Annotated in this window: 11 protein-coding genes and 1 pseudogene; 10 read left to right on the top strand and 2 right to left on the bottom strand. The window is 58.4% G+C overall.

Annotated elements, in window-relative coordinates; translation table 11 throughout:
- Positions 1-174 precede the first annotated feature (174 nt).
- The 4 genes and pseudogenes from CSQ92_RS29325 to CSQ92_RS07945 all read left to right on the top strand — a co-directional run bounded on the left by CSQ92_RS29325 (position 175) and on the right by CSQ92_RS07945 (position 6,243).
- Positions 175-375 (top strand): annotated as a pseudogene (locus CSQ92_RS29325) (KTSC domain-containing protein).
- A 166-nt stretch (positions 376-541) separates the two neighbouring features.
- Complete coding sequence (locus tag CSQ92_RS07955; RefSeq protein ID WP_257219155.1) at positions 542-1,891, top strand: serine hydrolase domain-containing protein; 1,350 nt, start codon at positions 542-544, stop codon at positions 1,889-1,891.
- A gap of 900 nt (positions 1,892-2,791) precedes the next feature.
- Positions 2,792-5,308, top strand: coding sequence for a toll/interleukin-1 receptor domain-containing protein (locus CSQ92_RS07950; protein ID WP_099393780.1), 2,517 nt, complete (start codon positions 2,792-2,794; stop codon positions 5,306-5,308).
- Between the two features lie 521 nt (positions 5,309-5,829).
- Positions 5,830-6,243 (top strand): hypothetical protein, encoded by a 414-nt coding sequence (locus CSQ92_RS07945; protein ID WP_099393779.1) that lies wholly within the window; start codon positions 5,830-5,832, stop codon positions 6,241-6,243.
- A gap of 76 nt (positions 6,244-6,319) precedes the next feature.
- Here the strand turns inward: CSQ92_RS07945 and CSQ92_RS07940 are convergent, their stop codons facing one another.
- Together CSQ92_RS07940 and CSQ92_RS07935 are read right to left on the bottom strand one after the other, a co-directional pair.
- Positions 6,320-8,179 (bottom strand): phytase, encoded by a 1,860-nt coding sequence (locus CSQ92_RS07940; RefSeq protein WP_099394621.1) that lies wholly within the window; start codon positions 8,177-8,179, stop codon positions 6,320-6,322.
- Between the two features lie 17 nt (positions 8,180-8,196).
- Entirely contained in the window at positions 8,197-10,734 is a 2,538-nt protein-coding gene (locus CSQ92_RS07935; RefSeq protein ID WP_099393778.1) for a TonB-dependent receptor, read from the bottom strand.
- A gap of 306 nt (positions 10,735-11,040) precedes the next feature.
- On the opposite strand from CSQ92_RS07935, the gene CSQ92_RS07930 reads away from it, so the two are divergent.
- The 6 genes from CSQ92_RS07930 (at position 11,041) to CSQ92_RS07905 (ending at position 18,075) form a co-directional block, all read left to right on the top strand.
- Positions 11,041-11,943 (top strand): GGDEF domain-containing protein, encoded by a 903-nt coding sequence (locus tag CSQ92_RS07930; protein WP_034785943.1) that lies wholly within the window; start codon positions 11,041-11,043, stop codon positions 11,941-11,943.
- Positions 11,943-12,968 carry an AraC family transcriptional regulator gene (locus tag CSQ92_RS07925; protein WP_034785941.1) on the top strand — a complete coding sequence of 342 codons (1,026 nt, stop codon included), beginning with the start codon at positions 11,943-11,945 and terminating at the stop codon, positions 12,966-12,968. Before CSQ92_RS07930 ends, CSQ92_RS07925 begins: the two co-directional genes overlap by 1 nt.
- 264 nt (positions 12,969-13,232) lie before the next feature.
- A complete protein-coding gene (locus CSQ92_RS07920; protein WP_070279756.1) occupies positions 13,233-14,627 on the top strand; it encodes a class I SAM-dependent methyltransferase in 1,395 nt (464 codons plus the stop codon).
- On the top strand, positions 14,627-15,970 hold the full coding sequence (locus tag CSQ92_RS07915; RefSeq protein WP_034785939.1) for a sensor histidine kinase: 1,344 nt from the start codon (positions 14,627-14,629) through the stop codon (positions 15,968-15,970). Before CSQ92_RS07920 ends, CSQ92_RS07915 begins: the two co-directional genes overlap by 1 nt.
- 1 nt (position 15,971) lies before the next feature.
- The gene (locus tag CSQ92_RS07910; RefSeq protein ID WP_099393777.1) at positions 15,972-17,069 is read left to right on the top strand and encodes a hybrid sensor histidine kinase/response regulator; all 1,098 of its coding nucleotides are present in this window, start codon (positions 15,972-15,974) and stop codon (positions 17,067-17,069) included.
- Positions 17,062-18,075: a response regulator gene (locus CSQ92_RS07905; protein WP_099393776.1), complete on the top strand. Its 1,014-nt coding sequence runs from the start codon at positions 17,062-17,064 to the stop codon at positions 18,073-18,075. Before CSQ92_RS07910 ends, CSQ92_RS07905 begins: the two co-directional genes overlap by 8 nt.
- The last annotated feature ends 4 nt before the right edge of the window (positions 18,076-18,079 follow it).

Raw genomic sequence — 18,079 nt, 5'->3', positions numbered from 1 at the left:
CCGAGGAGATTTAACGAGGTAGTTGCTGACATGACTGGTGCATCGCGGCTTCTTTTTCTATATCATGTTGCAAAATACGCTACAGTTGCGGAATTGTTTACGAATGGTCAGAAGTCGCCGCTCCTAATCGAACAGCCTTTACCATTTTGAGTCTTAACACTTTCGGGAGCTGCCATGCAAATGGTCCGGGTAAATTCCAGCGCCATTGTTGCAATTGGTTACGACGAGCAAGCAGCTCGCATGCGTATCCAATTCCAGCAGGGGCATAGTTATGATTTTTGCTGAGTACCTCCAAATGTGCATGCTGCGTTCATGTGTGCCTACTCCAAGGGTATTTACTACAATGAGCACATCAAAGACCGATACCAATGCTAATCGGAATTTCGACTCAAAGAGTCGGCAATCGGCCAATAGCGGTCCTTCGCAAACGACCGAGATCGGCCCAGGGCAGCATTGAATGCCATGCTCACGGAAGATCACCGCGTAATGCCGATGGTGCGTGAAAACTGCATCAGTACATACGTCCAGCACGACAGAAAAAATGAATAAAATGCCCACGCTTGCCACGGCCAATTCTCCAGTCGCCCCCGATAACGGTTTTGCCGCTTTGATCGATGCCACTATTGCCTCTTTCTACAAGGCCAATGAGCCAGGCGCCACTGTTATCGTCATGCTGGAGGGCAGGACGATGTTCCGCCAAGCTTATGGCATGGCCAGTATCGCGAAGCCGGAGATGATGACGCCCGAAACAACGATGCGCCTTGGTTCAATTAGCAAGCAATTCACTGCGGTATCCATTTTGATGCTCATCGAACAAGGAAAATTGTCCCTCGCTGACAAAGTAGGAGATTTTTTTCCGGACTACCCTGCACAAGGTAGTCAGATCACAGTCGAGCACCTTTTGACCCATACTTCGGGCATCGTCAGCTATACGGGCAAGAAGGATTATGACGCCAACATTGCCACCGAGCTTACGGTGACCGAGGTGATCGACAGTTTCAAAAATGACCCGCTAGAATTCGCGCCGGGTACCGCTTTCAACTACAACAATTCGGGATATTTCTTGCTAGGAGCGCTCATCGAAAAAATTTCGGGGCTGTCTTACGCAAAGTTTGTAGAACAACACATATTTGTACCCCTCGGTATGAATTGCACCTACTACGAAGGCCATGAACTGAGCCTGCAGCGAGCAGCGGCGGGACACACATATTGCGATAACAGTTTCGTCCCATGTGATCTGATGAGCATCAGCCAGGCATATGCAGCTGGTGCGCTGGTCTCGAACGTGGACGACTTGGCGCGTTGGGAGAATGCGGTCGCTAGCGGTAAGCTCATCAGCGCATTGAATTGGACGAAGGCATTTACACCCTACAGGTTGGTGGACGGCAGCTCCTGCGCGTACGGCTATGGATGGGAGATCGGAACGCTGCAGCAACGACCGATGTTCGCGCACGGTGGTGCTATCAACGGCTTCCAGACCTTTGGGCTGCGTTTGCCGAAAGATCAGCTATTCATAGCAGTTCTGAGCAACGCTGACTTCGGCATCGTAGATCCAGAGTATGTCGCACATAAAATTGCTGCGATTGCGATCGACAAGCCGATCCAAGATTTCAAGGAGATCAATCTGGACGCCAGCTTGCTCGACGCCTACGCCGGCGTTTATACCGTGAATGCCACTGAGCAACGCACTTTCTGGCGTGATGCTGACCAGTTATTGATGCTTCGCACCGGGGGCGACGTCACCCCTGTGCATCCCCATTCAAACAACGGATTTTTTATAAAAAACACACTAGTCCACATGGAGTTCGTGCGCGATACGACCAATACCGTGGTTAAAGTCGTTCTCCATCAAAATGGTGAAATGAACGAAAATCTGCGCGTCGCAACGTGATTACGAACAAAACATGGGCTGTGTTGCAGAAATGTCTTCATCTGAATAATCGAAATGCATTTCATTTTTTAAAGTCCCGCGCGATGCTGTAGCAATAACCGCTTCGGGGCGATACCTGCCAACGACGGCAACCGGCCATGAGCGGACGGACGAAAGATAATGCAACCGCGTCGAATAGAGATAGGTATGGTAAAGATAAATACAACAGGTACTATCATAAATTCTGAGCATCCAACTCATCAGGTTCGAGTGGAGTATGACGCGAAAAAGACAGGAGGCTATTTCATCTTTGAATGGTGGGACGGCGATGGTGGTCCACATTCAAATCGTGCTTTTGATTCATGGGTGGAGACTTTGAGTGGCGTGTCTCAGTTCATTGCCGAGTCTGGATGGAAAATCCGTTGGCAATAAAGCCAGGGCCGCTTTCCATGGGATTGATTGCCACTCGTGAACTCGACATGTACGGCGACAAACCCGATCTCGCATTGTTGATCAACGATATCCAAGACGCTGGGCTTTGACTTCATTGATCCGCCAACTTCGGTGGTTCTACGACCGCTTCGGGGCGGAAGCTGTAGCACATGAACATCGGCAAACGGCCACTACCGGACGTTCGGGACACACAAACAAGTAAGCTTAAAGATGTTGTTGGTTACGCCAGTTGATGACTAACTACTGACTCCAGCCAGAAGCGGCCGCAGCAAGAAATATTTTTCACGTACCAGCCGTGAAGTTATAAATTAGGAGTACCTCGCTTTCCGACGATTTTCGAGCACCATAGTCCTTGACGTGCAACCGCTCCTTTCGAGTCCGGATAAACCGAGGAGAGACAGTCACAAATTGGTAGATGGGTGAAAGTCTTGTGGATATAATCAATTTAACAAAACATCTAAGGCCAACATGAAAGCATTCCTTTCGCATTCCTCCACGGACAAGCCCTTTGTCGAAGAAGTAGGAAAAGAGCTGGGTCGGCAGCACTACCTGTTGGATAAACACGAATTCGATCTAGGGCAAAGCTTCAAGGCAGAAATTTCCCGGTGTCTGAAGAATGCAGAGACTTTCGTTCTTTTTGCCAGTCGGGCCGCTTTAAAATCTGACTGGGTATCATATGAAATTGATATTGCAGAAGATAAGAAGATTAGTGGCCTTCTTGAAGATGCCCTTGTTTTTCTATTGGAAGATGTCGCCCATACCGACTTGCCACCATGGCTAAGTAAGGGCTTGGTAGTCAAAGCCGAGTCACCAAAGGTAGTGGCTCGTGAAATCGGAAAGGCGTTAGATAAACGGTTGGGCGCGATGAGGTCCGTGTACTTCTTCGGACGAAATTCCGAGAGAGATCGCGTTAGCAAGGCACTTAATCCAATTTCCGGCAACTTGCCACGAGCGATAGCTGTAATTGGTTTGCCAGGGATAGGCCGCAGGACGTTATTGGAAGACATCGCACGCAACTATCTTCAATACAAAAATTTTTATGCAATAGAGGTTGAAAGTGGTGACGAACTTCAAGATCTTCTTTACAAATTGGCTGCAGAAAAGGAATTTTGGGCTGACGGTGCCCAGCTGAAGTCAATTGGTGAAGTTATACGCTCGGAGTCCGTTGACCTTCTATTTAAACGGTTGAACACCTACCTAACTAGAGGTAGCGAACGTTCTTTCTTGACTTTGGTTGATTCAGGTGGCCTAGTCAATGAAGATGGTAACATTTCCAAAGTATGTAGCGCAATTTTGGAGGTTATATCAAAAGAAAAAGGTTTATACATTGGCTTGGTATTACGACGGCTTCCGTCTGGTCTTGAGGGGCCAGGAGTAATTTATGACGGGGTTATTCACGAACAGGTCAAGGCGCTGTCTAACGATGACATTGAACGTCTCTTGGTAAAAATATTAAGTGAGCGCGACGTCAAATTTGAAGGTCATCAAATAAAGAGATTGGCTGAGTTTGTGCGCGGTTACCCGCCTGCTGCTTATTACGCAGGTGAATTGGCAAAGAAATCTGGTTTAGATCTCTTGCTCAGCGAACCAAGACCGATGATCGATTTCAGATCTCGCGTTCTGGCCTCCGCTTTAAATGGAGTAAACTCTGACGATTCCATAGCTAATACTCTCGAAGTTCTGGCGTTTTACAGTCCACTTCCTCTCGCAGTAATTGGTCAGGCGACAGGATTGAATGCAGAGGTTCTTGCGAAATGCCTCGGATCGTTAATTCATTCATCCATCCTGGAAGTTGATGAAGATGGTTTTTATCGGGTTTCTGAACCACTAATAGAATCAGCACAACACCTTTTTGATCGTTGGAAAACTCCTCATCAGCGAGTTGCCAAAGCGTTACAAAATTATGTTTCCGAGTTCGGAGTACATCGTGGCGGGTTAGCTGTCTTGCGTGGGCTATTCCGCGCTCGAAACTTGGCGCAGTTGAAAGGGAGCGACGACGAGATAAGTTTTCCATCCGACTTGGTACGATTAACAGAGGATTTTTATCATCAACGTGAATTTGATCGTGCGCTGGAAATAGGGAACCAAGCATTGCTATTGCGGCCGCAAAATGTAGATGCACTTAGTTTCATGGCAAGGTCGTACGCACAGCTCGGTCGTTTCGACGAGGCTACTGGGGAAGCACAAAAGGTCCGCGATCTGGGGGCATTGAAAGAATACTATTTCCTTATGGGTTTTAGTAATCGGCTTCAGTCAAATCTGCCCGAGGCAATTCGTCACTACGAGGATGCTGTAAAACGAGGGAGACGAGGAGTAGCAATCAATCGTGAACTCGCAAGTTGCTACTTTCATTCGGGTGACCTTCAAAAAGCGAAGGAACACCTTTTTTCTGCACAGAATAGCAATGACAGAAAGAACCGATACATTGTCGATCTTCTTGTGACTATTGCAGTCGCTGAAGGAGATGAGGCGGGCGCCCGCAAGGCCCTTGTAGATTTGGAGGAAGTCGACAAAAAGGGATTCTTCCTCCACAGATGTTCGACTGTCGAGTTCCGATTTGGAGATCGACAAAAGGCGAACGAACTTGCAAATAAGGCAATTGATTCAACAAATAGACCGCCGTTCGCCATGTTATCTCAACGGATCAAATGCGAAATAGCAACGGGTGACTTAGACGGCGCAGCCTTACATATCCGGGAGGCGGAGGCGCGGTTCAGTTCTGTTCAAAGAGATTCACTACTCGCACTTCGATGCAAATGGGAACTGGCCGATGATAAACCGTTCAATGCAAATGCGCTTTGGGAACAACTCCGAGCAAAGAATATTCCGGCAGGTCAAGTACTGCGTCGCGATATCATAGAAGCAATTATCTCAGTAATTGGTCCTAAGGATCCTCGTTTTAACGTGCTGGATATTGAACTTCGCGCGCTATTGCAGACTGTAGGAAAGATCGGGTGGGAGATGCTCGACGAGGAGTTCGATTAATTAATTGGACTATTTTCAAGGTGTTTTTCTTTAAATTAGCGCTAAGTGCTCTTGGCGCTGAGCCATTTCCGAATGCTCGTGAAATGTCTAGGTCCTATGACATTTCCCTATGTCAAGTTGCACCAGAAACGTCATTGGACCAATTATTGTAACTACAGAAAAATGGCTTGTTCAAAGCAATCTCACTTTGCCTGCGATTTTCCATGCCTTTGAGCTAGGCATACTCATGCATTTCGGGTTTGGAAAACAAAATTCTTAGTTAGCACTTGTCATCAAAACAGAGCATCAATTTTCGAATTGGAGGGCCGCTTTGGGGCGCAAGCGGACATTACAAGTTTTATCTGTTTTGCGGATAAACGGACCTTTCTTGCATTCATTGGCATTATTAAAGGTGGTAAAGTTTAATGTCATTGCTGTGCGCATTGATAATAGTTAAATTAATATGGTGAAGACACGGCAATCCTGCATTTCTTGCTGTTTATCGCACCGTCTATTTGCTTGTAACTCAGGAGAAGTATTGAATGACTGTTTTTAGTATCGGCAACACCAATTTTGAAGTGGATGTAGCGAAATCAAACATTAGTCTGGAAGCTCATGGCAGCGGCATGCTGGAGCTGAATATCGATATCCATGGCGACGATGAGGTGTTTATGCGCTTGACCGAGCCGGAGGATGCCGAATGGTCGTGGGCGTTGTATCCGCCGGCTTTTTTCCTGCATGGCTTGCGCATACCGGAGGGGCAGGGAGGAGCGCTGGCGATCGGGATGCTGGATATGCATCCCGAGGCAGAGGAATCGGGTATCTATATGATGGAGTACGGTGACTTGTCGGCCGTCAACATCCTTGAATTGTCGGCGGATCGACTAGCCGTGTCGGGCATGGTGGACTTGTGCGGCAAGCGCCTGCCATTTCATATCGATATGCCGCGCAGATAGTATCGGGGCCGGGCTTCTCGGGAACGGAATGCGCCCCATTAGGGCGTATTCCCCCGGCCGGGTCGGCCCCGCCTGATTATTCCAGCTTCAAGGCCTTCGCCACATCCCCCCACGCCACATACTTGAAGTTCTGCGGTCCGTCCGGCAAGCGCTTGTAGCCGTCCTGGATCACCAGCATGCCTTGCGCGTACGCGCCGCCCAGGTTGGCGGAGGTGACGTCGAGGCCGTCCGTTTCCGAGGTGCCGTCTATGCCCGCGGGCAAGTTGAAGCCCACCTTGAAGCGCCCGCGCACCTTGTAGGGGGCGTGCGCGTCGAGCACCACATAGCTGCTGTCGCCCTGGCTGGAAACGATCAGGTAGCCCGTATTGGCCTTGGCGCCAGGCTGGCGGTAGATGGCCATGCCTTCCACGTCGGCCGTCAGGTTCGCGCCCACCGGCAAGACCATAGTGAGGGCGTCCGGCTTGGCGGCGTCGGCCGAGGTGGTCCAGATGCCGCGCGTTTCCTCGCCCAGGAAGAGGCGGGCGTTGGCGTCGTCGGCCACGCAGCCTTCCGGTTGGGTGGCAACCTTGAAGCTGCGCAAGAGGGTAGCGCTGAACTTGTTGCTTTCCAGGCCGATGCTGTACTGCTGGAAAGTGCCGTCCTTGTCGTTGATGAACGCTTGCACGCCGCCGCTGGCCGGCTGGTACAAACACATGCCGTAGATGCTTTTCAGACCGGTAGGAAAACGGCCCGCTTCCGTTACGTCGCCGCTGGCATTGATGGTGAACAGCATCATGCTGTTGTCGTCGCGCTGGGTGGCCACGGCCAGGTCGACCTTGCTGCCGCCAAGACTGATGTTCTGCCGCACGTCGACGTTGTTCAGGCGACCCACTTCCAGCAGCTGCGTCTGCTTGCCTTGCAGGTCGTAGACCAATAAACCCTGTTTCTTGTTGGTGCCGAGGATGCGTGCGTCGGCGGGATTGCTGGACAGCCAGATGGCCGGATCGTCGGCCGCGTCGCCTTGGCGCGCCATCGGTTCCGTCTGCGCTTGCGGGGCGATGATGGCCACGGCAGGCCGCGTTTCCGCTTTGCCAGCCCATTTCAAGGGCCGCGCCTGCCAACCATTCTTGCCGCGTAACATCAACGAATTTCCATTGAGTGCCAGCTGGCTGTCGCCCTTGCGCACGTTCAAGGCGACGGCTTGCGGTGACATGGCCGTCCATTGACTTCCCTGATGGGCGAACAGGTGCAGCTTTTCCGCCTTGCCGTCGAGTACTGCCACGCCGCCCGGTAGCACGGCCAGCGCCCCGGCGCCGCCGTCCAGCTGGCCGTACGGCTTGCGCAGGGCGACCACTTCGCGCTTGCCCATGCCTTCTGACTCGGCGTCATAGGACCAGACGCCCATGTTGGCCTCGCTCACCAGCAGGCGCTGGGCGCCATCGTCGGCGCGGCAATGTTTCGCGTGCGGCGGCAAGGCCAGTTTACGCACCAGGCTGCGCTGTTCGCCCTGCATCACCCACTGTTCCGCTTGCCCATCCTTGCCGATCAAGAACAGATGGGCTAGCTGCTGGGCGTCGCGGTACAGGCACGATGCTTCCACGGAAAACGTCGGGATGGGGAACGGCGCCAGCTTGACCAGCTTGCCGGCCAGCACATCGACGGATACGAGAAGCGGGCGCTGCGTGTCCGCTTCCAGGAACACGGCCAGCACCTTGTTGCCATCGCTGCGCGTGTCGAGCTGCTTGGCGCGCACGGCGATGCGGTCCTGCTCCTGGCCGCCTGCGTTGAACAGGCGCAAGCCGTGCTTGTCGAGCAGCAGCCAGCCGCCGCCGGGCAGGCGGGCCAGTTCTTCCGCTTCCTGCGTGAAGGAGGGGACAGCTTGGGCAGGCGCGGCCTGTGCCGTACCCATGATGCAGAAGGCAGCCAGCAAAGCGCTGCAGAGTACGGTTTTTTTCATGTTATTGGAAATCATCATCAGAAGGCGCTGGCTTTCAGGCTCACTTTAAAGGTGCGGCCATATTGTTCGTTCTGCACGTTGTATTGCTTCGTGCCCTGGTAGACATAGTATTTCTCGTTGTTCAGGTTGGCCGCCTCGAACATCAACTGGAACTGTTTATTGATCTGGTACGACAGCGAGAAATCGAGCTGCTTCTGGCTGGCGACGATATGGTCCTGGCTTTGGTCGAGGATGTCGCCGCCCATTTCCAGCAGATAAGGCGACTTGTAGTTGAGGGCCAGGCGGGCGCTGACCGGCCCCGTTTCATAGCCCAGCATCAAGTTCATCACCTGGTTCGACTGGCCCGGCAGGCGGATATCGCGGTTCAGTTGCTTGTTGCTGGCCTTGTCGAAGCGGCCGATTTGCGCGCTCGAGGTGCTCAGGGTGCCGTTGACGCCGACGAGGAATTTATTGAACGGCGCCGGCAGCATGCGCAGCGGCTGCATGTAGGCCAGTTCGATGCCCTTTACTTTGGCCGCGTCGCCATTCGCATACGAAGTTGCCGTCGTGTAGCCTGCCCACTGGCCCGTGCCGGCCAGGTTCGTCGTGTAGGTAAAATTCTTGATGTCCTTGTAGAAGCCGTAGGCCGACATCACGCCGTCGTTGCCCAGGACTCTTTCGATGCCCAGGTCCAGGTTGTTCGCCTTCAGCGGCTTCAAGTCCGGGTTGCCGATCACGGCTTCCGTGTTGCTGGCCAGGCTGATGCCGGGCGCCAGCTGGCTGAAGTTGGCGCGCACGACGGCTTGCGTCCAGGCGGCCCGCACGCTGGTATGTTGATCCAGGTCATAACGGGTTTGCAGGTTTGGCAGCCAGTTGGTGTACGAGCGTTCGCGCGTCAAGGCCGTGGCGACGCCGGCGCTGTCCACTTGCGAGCCGGCCGCCTCAAAGCTGGTGCGCTCGGCGCGCACGCCGCCCAGGATGTGCCAGGCGTCGAAGTCATAGCTGTTCTGCACATACATGGCGTTGATGTCTTCATGCATGCGGTAGTCGTTGATGATGGACTCGGTGGCCAGGCGCGCCTTGGCGCGGTCCAGCCCCGCCACGCGGGCGCGGATGAGGGCCGGGTCCAGCGCCACGCCGATGTTGCCCAGGTCGTAGTCGAGATTATGGCCTTGCACGAAGTTGCTCATCGAGGTCGAGCCTGCGCCCCAGTAATTGCCGCTCGTGGTTTTGCTGCTGTTGTACGCCCATTGATCCGTGTCATTGGATTTTTCGCGGCGGCTGACTTTCGCGCCGAACTTCAGGGTGGCGGTGTCGAACTTGCGCGCCAGGTCAATGCGCGCGTGGTGCTCATTGTCCTTCGAGTAGCGCTTTTGCAGGGTGATGGCGTTGAGCGCGTAGCTGGCCGGGTCGTACAGCGAGGCGGGGCCGCTCAATTTTGGTTCCTGCGTGTCCGTGAAGCTGATGCCCGCGAAATTGCTGGTGCCGCGGAAACGGCCATCGTTCAGCGACTCCGGCGTGTCTTCCGTGGCGCGGCTCATGCCGCCTTTCACGTCCAGCGTCCAGTCGCCCGATTTTTGTTGCGTGCCCAGGACTAAGGAGCGCACTTGCTGCGTGTACTTGCGCTGGCGGATGCGGCGCTCGGCGCGCGCGCTGGCCGTCTGGCCTTCGGCCAGGCTGCCGCCCGCGATATTGCTGATGGTCAGGCGGTCGCGCACTTCATCGTCGGAAAATTCGCTGACGAAGGAGCGCAGGAACCAGCTGTTGCCCGCTTCGGGACGGTAATCGAGGTTGACGGCCAGCGCGCCACGCTTGCGCACGGGCAGGTAGTCGCGCAATTCCAGGCCCGACAATTTACCCTTGCTCCAGGCGCCGCCCGTTTCCACGTCGTCGGAGCCGAACGAGCGCTTTTCCGCGCTCAGGCCGGCGGCTACGCCCAGCTTGCCGTCGAGGAAGCGCTGGGCCCACAGGGCGCCGCCGCTGGGGCTGGTCTTGCCCGTTTTTTCATCGTAGCTGGCGCCCACGTTGGCCGACAGCAGCTTGCCCGGCAAGTCGAAGGCGGACAGCGATTTGACTTCGACGGTGGCGCCCAGCGAGTTGGCGTCCATTTCCGGCAGCAAGGTCTTCGAGACTTCCAAGGTGCGGATCAGGCCGGCTGGCAGGATGTCCAGCGCCACGGCGCGGCGGCCCGCTTCCGGCGACGGCACCAGCGCGCCGTTGATGGTGACGGCGTTCAGGTCAGGACCCAGGCCGCGCACCGTGATGTAGCGGCCTTCACCCTGGTCGCGCTGCACGGACACGCCCGGCAAGCGGGCCAGCGCCTCGGCCGCGTTTTTGTCGGGCAAGCCGCCGATATCGTCGCTGCTGATGACGCTGATGATGTTGTCGGCCTTCTCTTGCGCGGCGATGGCGTTGCGCAGGCTGGCGCGCTGGCCGCTGACGACCACGGTGGCGGTCGGCTGGCCGTCCGCATCTTGCGCTTGCGCATGGCTTTGGCCGCTGAAGACGGCCATGATGCCGAGGGCCAGGGCTGTGAGGCGCAGCGGGGAGGGGAACGATGTGTGCATGGTTTTCATGAAGAGCTCGGTTAGGGGGAAGGAACCGGGCGGATTCTAGGCAGCAAATATGACGGTTGCGTGACAGGCAAGGGCTTGCCACCCTGAAAACAACGGCATGCGAACGCTTTCCGGCTGGAATGGCGCTGCCATGAGCTGAAATGACCTGGCAGCGCGGGGCGCATGGGATGCGGCTTGCCGGATTTGCATCGGCTGCGCTACTAATGATGAGCCGTTTGCACCTGCCGCACGGGCGCGGGGCATGTCATCGTGCCGTCATGGGCGGGCGCTATCGTGGCGACAGCACCACTTTTAAAGGTTTCCCACATGCTGCCGTTGCACCGTAACAGCCTGATTGCCGCCGCGCTCGCGTTGACCCTGTTCTTGTTCCTGTATGCCACACTGGGGCACCTTAAACCGTTTGCCATCTGGAAGTGGATGGATATCGTCTGCGAAGGCGGCACGGCCGTCATGGCGGGCATCTGGTTCTTGTTTACCCTCAGCAGCCGTCCCCGCGGGCTGGTGACGAGTTTGATCGCGGGCGGCCTGTGCGCCATCATGCTGGGGTCCTGGGCCGATTGCCTCGATGAATTCTTTGCCGTCGATAAGAGCGCCGTGTGGGATAACTGGCTGGAAGCCTTGATTCCGTTTGGCATGCTGGTGCTGACGATCGGTATGTATTACTGGCGCCAGGAACAGTTCCGGTTAAATGAACACCTGCAAAAGCGCGAACGCCTGTTCCGCGACCACCGCGCTTTCGACCGCATCACGCAACTGGCCGACGCCAGCTACCTGCGCACGCAGATGCGCCTGGAGCAGGAGCGCCGTCCCGGCCTCGATTGCGCGCTGGTCTTGCTCGATATCGACAGCTTTCACCTGATTAACCGCGAATACGGCCACCGCGAAGGCGACCGCGTGCTGCAAGCCGTGGGCCACATGCTGCTGCTGAACTTGCGCAATGACGATTTGCTGTGCCGCTATGCGGGCGACCGCTTTGCCGTGCTGATGCCGGGCGTGTCGCGCGAAGATGCGGCCGTGAAGGCGCGCCACCTGTGCGCCATGGTCGGGCAGATGCGCCACCACGCCAACGATAACCGCGAAATCCGCCTGAGCCTGCGGCATGCCTGCTCGCTGACCGATGGCGTGCCGGAAGTGGTCTTGGCCGAGTTGAGCCGGGCCGTGGAAACGCCGCGCTCCGGTGCCGGAATCAGTTCCGCCGCGCCTGCCTGATGCCGCTGAACCAGCAAGGCGACCCCAGCATCGCGGCCCATCACCAGCCGGCGCTGGTGCTCGATTACGCGCGCAGCCGGGAGCTGGCTGTGGCCCCGCTGCTCAAGGGCACGGGTCTCGATGGCGGCGCGCTGCCGTCCGAGGAAAGCCAGGTCAGCGCCGCGCAATACCTGCAATTGCTGGCCAACGTGGCGCGCGGCCTGGACAGTGCCGACACCAGCTTCATGCTGGGCCAGCAAATGCTGCCCGGCCATTACGGCGCCGCCAGCCATGCCTTGCTGCAGGCACAGAATCTGCGCCAGGCGCTGGGCATCCTGTGCGGCTTTCATACCTTGCTGTGTCCGCTGCTGCAGCCGCGCTTGCGCGAAGCGGGCGACATGCATGTGCTGTATTGGGTCGATGCATTCGGGGCGCCGAGCCAGCTGCCTTTTTTGGTGGAAATGCACATGACGGCACTGGCGGCCATGTGCCGCTGGCTGGCCGGGCAGTCCCTGCCGTGGCGCTTCTGCTTCAACCGCGCGCGGCCCCGCCACGTCGAACAGCATGAGGTGCACCTGGGCCAGGCGCTGCGCTTCGATTGCCAGGTCGATGCCATGCTCATCGATTCCAGCTGGCTCGACAAACCCTGGCCGCGCGGCAATGCCACGGCGGCCGCGCTGGCCTTGCGGGCGGCCGCCCTGGCGCCCGTGCCGGCAGCGAGCCTGCTCGGCGCGCTGTACGATTACCTGCTGGCCAATATCCGCTGCGCGCCGACCTTGGAGCGCACGGCGCAGGAATTCGGCGTCAGTCCCGCCACCCTGAAACGCCACCTGGCGCGCCATGGCACGCATTTCCAGGCCGAGCTGGACCAGGTGCGCGCGCACAAGGCCATCTACCTGTTCCAGGCCCATGGCTACGATAACGATGCCGTGGCCGCCTACCTTGGCTTTCATGATGCCACCAACTTCCGCCGCTCGTTCAAGCGCTGGACGGGGCAAACACCGCAACTATTGCGTCACGCGCTGGCACTGTTCGTTGCTGGTTGATCGCCGGCGTTGCGCGCCAGCGCCACGGACAGTCGTTCCTGAGGGAACAATTGCCCGTTCTGCTACATCCATAGTACACTCGATCAGAGAGCGAACAGACGCGCTTTGAGGCGCTCCGGCACGGCGTCAAACGACGCCGCAATACCGCCATCTTGATGGCGGGGCCGGCGGCAAACGACCGGTGTGCCGTGCCTTAACCCAGCCTGGAAACTGGCGTCACCCGTGTGGTGTGCCGGAAACCGGGCAACTTGATAATGCTCAATCGTGTATTCACAATCGCAGATCGATCCAGTCGTCAGTTTCCGCAACACCCAGGGTGAGGCGGTGCGTGGCACGATTTTCAACTTGCAGCGCAATTCGCTGGTCATGGAAATCTATAATCCATACTCGATTGTGCAGGTCAGCGAGGTGCTCAATGACGTGACGGTGCGCATGGGGGCGAAAAACGCCTACGTGGGCAAGGCCGTCGTCATCAGCAGCGTCAACACGGGCCTGACCGCCATCGTTTCCGTGACCCTGATCGACGAGTGGCGCGAGCTGAGCGACGTGGTCGTCGTCAAGGGCGCCGTGCTGAAAGAGTCCAGCGCCTTTGTCGCCGGCTGGGGCGAGCGTTTCCGCATCCGCCGCGATTACCAGATCGTCGTCAACGAAATGCGCGCCTTCCTGTCGGAAGTGGCGCGCTGGGTCGAGCAGGTCGACCTGTCCGACTCGCTGCCCAAGGAAAATGGCCGGCTGCGCCCCGATATCTTCGATGAACTGGCCTTGCCGCTGATGGAGCAAACCCAGCTGTACCTGCGCCAGCTCGAGGTGGAAGCCTCGCTGGTCGAGGAAGAGCGGGCGCCGGCCCACCGCGCCTTCGCCCAGGCGGCGCTGCATCCATTGATCCTGCGCGCGCCGTTCGTCTTCCGCACGTTTACCAAACCGCTCGGCTATGCGGGCGATTACCAGATGGTCAACCAGCTGCTGGACGATCCGCGCCAGGGCCCGAGCACGTATTTTCAGATCGTCAATGCGGCCTTCCTGCAGGCGGCTGTCGCCACGGCGCACCGCAACCGCATCGATATCCTGACGGAATTCCTGTCGCAGAAGGCGGCCGCGGCGCGCACTGCCGGGCGCGTCTACAAGGTGCTCAACGTGGGCTGCGGCCCGGCCATCGAAGTGCAGCGTTTCCTGGAAACCTGTCCCGATGCGCAATGGCTGGCCTTCGAGCTGGTCGACTTCAGCAGCGAGACCCTGGACTGGACGCGCGCGCGCCTGACCACCATCATGCAGCGCACGGGGCGCGTGGTCGAGATCGACTATGTGCACGATTCCGTGCATAACCTGCTCAAGCGCCGCCATGGCTCGGGCGCCACGGGCTTGCCCGGCAGTTTCGACGCCGTGTATTGCGCCGGCCTGTTCGACTACCTGTCCGACAAGGTGTGCGCGCGCCTGCTGATGCACTTCGCCTCGCGCGTGGGGCCGGGCGGACGTTTGCTCGTCACCAATGTGCACGCGAACAATCCGGGCAAGTTCGGCATGGAGCATTTGCTGGAGTGGCATTTGATCTATCGCAATGAAGAAGGCCTGTCGGCCTTGCTGCCCGAGCACGCAACGGATCCGCTGATCTATGTCGACGCGACGGGCGTGAATGTGTTCGCGGAAGTGAGCATTCCTTGATGGATACTCCAGGCCTGCACGCCGGCTACACGGCCGTTTTGCGCGACTTCCGCCTGGAATTCAGCCGCGGCGGGGCGTACACGGGCATCGTGCTGATCCTGCTGGGCATGGGCCTCGATTCGGCCCTGTACCCGGACAAGCAATCGGCGTTTACCAGCGCGCGCATCGTCGTGTCCGTGCTGATCTTTTGCGTCGTGCTGGCCATGCGCACGCGCTGGGCGCAAGACCGTATCCAGGGCCTGACGTTTGTCTGGCTGATCCTGCCGCAAATCATGATCGCCTGGATGATCGCCGTCACGGAAGGCGCCACCTCGATCTATTATGTGGGCATGACCCTGGCCATCTATTCGTCGGGCATCGTGCTGGCGTTCGGCCTGTGGCAAAACATGGTCTTCGGCGCCATCTCCTGCCTGCTGTATGTGGCCGCCTGCGCCTGGCATGCGGGCGGCTTCGACTTGCCGGGCACGTTTGTCGTCAACTGCCTGTTCCTCATCATGTCGGCCAGCATCAGCGCCGTATTTACCTATTTTAATGAGCGCGCCCGCTTCATGCTGTTCCAGCTGAAGGCGGAAGTGGCGCAAAAGAACACGCAGCTGGAAGAAACCAACAAGAGCCTGGCCGATATCAAGGGGCAGATGCTGCAGCAGGAGAAAATGGCCGCCATCGGCACCCTGGCCGCCGGCATGCTGCATGAAGTCAATAACCCCGTGAATTTCTGCATGATGGCCATCGAGGTGGCCATCGAAGACCCTGCCGCCCAGCAAAGCGCACTGGTCAGCGAATGCCTGGCCGACGCCAAGCAGGGCATGCTGCGCGTGCAGCACATCGTGTCCGACTTGAAGACCTTTGCCTACCGCAAGAGCGGCAACCAGCTGGAAACGGGGCATTTCCAGTTCCGCAGCGCGCTCGACGCGGCCATCCGCCTGGTGGGGCATGAAACGAAAAATGTCAGCATCAGCCACGACTTGCCCGTCGACACCCTGGTGCGCGGCGACGAGGCGGCCATCGTGGGCGTGCTGATCAACTTGCTGGGCAATGCCGTGCTGTCCATGCGCAAGGGCAATGCACCGCCGTTCGAGATCCGCATCACGGCCCACTGGGATGAGAACCGCCTGCGCATCAGCGTGCGCGACAATGGGCCCGGCATCGCGCCGGAAAACCTGGCGCGCGTGTTCGAACCGTTCTTTACCACGCGCGAAGTGGGGCAGGGCCTGGGTCTGGGCCTGAGCATCAGCTATGGCGTGATCGAGCGCCACGGCGGCACCCTCAGCGCCGAAAGCGAGCTGGGCGTCTGGGCCAGCATGAATTTCGACTTGCAGCGCTCCGATTGGGAGGGCCGCTAACATGGATAACGATAGCCGCGCCAGCGTGCTGTACGTGGACGATGAGGCGCTCGCCTGCAAGTATTTCGAGCGCGCCGTCGGGCCACGCTACCGCGTGCTGACGGCGCAGAGCGTCGATGCGGCGCTCGCGCTGCTGCAAGACGAGGCCGGCCAGATCGACGTGCTCGTCACCGATTACCGCATGCCGGACCGCCTGGGCAGCGAATTGCTGCAGGAAGTGGCGCAGCGCTATCCGCACATCGTCTGCATGCTGGTGACCGCGTATGCGGACAAGGACGTGCTGCTCGAGCTGATCAACGGCGGCGCGGTGTTCCGCCTGCTGGAAAAGCCGCTCGACTTGCCCGCCATGCAAACGGCGCTGCAACTGGCCGTGCAGACGGGACGCGAGCGCGCCGCGCGCCGCCAGGGCCTGGTGGCGATGGAGGAATCGCTGGCTTTCCTCGCGCATGAATTGAACACCCCGCTGGCGGCCATCGCCAATTTTGCGCGCGGCATCGCGCGGCGCGCGCAGGCGGACGCGGCACCGCAGGCCGAGATCGGCGAAGCGGCCGCCTTGATGCACGACAATGCGCGCTATTGCCTGTCCGTCCTTGCCAGCTTTATCGACACGGTGCGCCTGGCCAGTGCCGGGCCGGGCATGCAGGGCGGACGCCGCGCCGGCAGCGCGCGCCAGCTGCTGGCCGCCTTGCTCGACAGCTATCCCTTGAGCACGGCCCAGCGCGCCGCCATCACGGTCGAAGTGGGCGACGATTTCTCCATTGCCGAATCGCCCAATTGCGTCGCGCTGATTTTATCGTCCGTGCTGGCGAATGCCTTGCGCTCGGCCGGCGAGCAAGCCCATCCGGCGATCGGCATCCGCATCGACGCCGGCCGCATCATGGTGCGCGACAATGGCGCCGGCATCGCCCCCGAGATCGTCGAACAGCTGTTGATCGACCCCGTCAGTACCGGCGGCGGCGAAGGCAAGGGCTGGGGCATGGTGTTTTGTCACCGCATGATGCAGTCGTTCGGCGGCAACCTCGATATCGCCACCGAGTTTGGCACTTCCACCACGGTAACCCTGAATTTTCCAGTACATATAAGGAACGAGCATGATTGACGCCAATCTGCGTTTACCGGCTCAGCGTGAGCCGGCGCAAGGCTTGCCGACGATACTCTATGTCGATGACGAGGCCAACGCCCTCAAATATTTCCAGCGCGCTATCGCGCCGCTGGCCGTCGTGCTGACGGCCACCTCGGTCGAGGAGGGCAAGCGCATCCTCGACGAGCAAGCCGACCGCATCGCCGTGCTGGTGTCGGATCAGCGCATGCCCGGCGCTTATGGCAACGAGCTGTTGTCGTATGCCTGGGACCGCCATCCGCACATCGTGCGCATTTTGACCACCGCGTATTCCGAGCTGGAGCACACGGTGGAAGCCGTCAACCAGGGGCAGATCCACCGCTACATCCAGAAGCCGTGGGATATCGCGGCCCTGCGCATGGAACTCAAGCAAGCGCTGGAACTGGCGCGCTTGCGCAATGAGCACGCCCAGTTGCTGCGTGAAAAGCTGATGGTGCGCCAGCGGCAAGCCGTCGCCAACCGCATCGGCACCCTCTACGCGCTGTGCGCCAGCCTGGCTGGTCCGGAGCAGCAGTTGCCCGTGGAAGCGTATTTGTCGGCGGCCCTGACGGCCGGCGTCACGCCGCCCGAGCCGGACTGGCTGCTGATGGATTATGCCGACCTGGTCAGCTCGGAAGCTTTCCGCGGCACGGCCTTTGCCGCCGCCGTGCGCCAGCAGCTCGACACGCTCGAACGCGACTATCCGGGGCGCGGCGTGGAACAGACGATCGACATGTTGCTGCCCGTGTTTGGCGCGGCGCTGCAAAACCAGGGCGGCACGGCGCTGTTTCTCGATGGCCGGCTGCTGACGGAATTCCTGGAAGCGCCGACCACCACGCCCGTCTCGCCCATCCACTCGTTCTGGCTGGCCAGCTTGCTGTGGCTGGCGCGGCGCGGCTGGTCCTTGCAGCTCAGCAAGACGGAGCAAGGCTTGCAAGGCAAGGTGGTGCAGGCTGAACCGGCGCTCACGCCAGACCACCTGGCGGCCTGGATCGAGCAGTTCTAAGCAT

Source organism: Janthinobacterium sp. BJB446 (assembly GCF_002735655.1).
Taxonomy (GTDB): domain Bacteria; phylum Pseudomonadota; class Gammaproteobacteria; order Burkholderiales; family Burkholderiaceae_D; genus Janthinobacterium; species Janthinobacterium lividum.
The sequence above is the reverse complement of the archived record's forward strand: the minus strand, read 5'-3'. Positions and strand labels throughout refer to the sequence as shown.